This is a genomic window from Bartonella sp. AA86SXKL (assembly GCF_042196885.1).
Window position 1 is genome coordinate 1 of sequence record NZ_JBHIRE010000395.1, and the last position, 260, is coordinate 260.

The following is a 260-nucleotide window of genomic DNA, read 5'->3' on the forward strand; positions in this document are numbered from 1 at the left end:
TTTTATTATTTCTCATGGTTTATAGATGCAATATGAAGCGATGAAGGGATAAAAAACAATGTTGAAAAAGCGGATGACAGAAGACTACTCTTTCGATAAGTCGTTTTGAAGTAAAAGACAGTTTGAGAAATGGCAAAGATATAAATAGGTGTAACATGAATGAACTGACCCATATTGATACTGTTATAGAGGATTATGATGCTGTTTTTTGCGATGTGTGGGGTGTGGTGCATACCGGTGTACATGGCGTTTAACCGGCG

The 260-nt window shown here is 36.9% G+C and carries 1 pseudogene; it reads left to right on the forward strand.

Annotated elements, in window-relative coordinates:
- Positions 1-155: 155 nt before the first annotated feature.
- Positions 156-251: pseudogene (locus tag ACFIO5_RS12205) on the forward strand (TIGR01459 family HAD-type hydrolase); the annotation flags it as partial.
- Between the last annotated feature and the right edge of the window lie 9 nt (positions 252-260).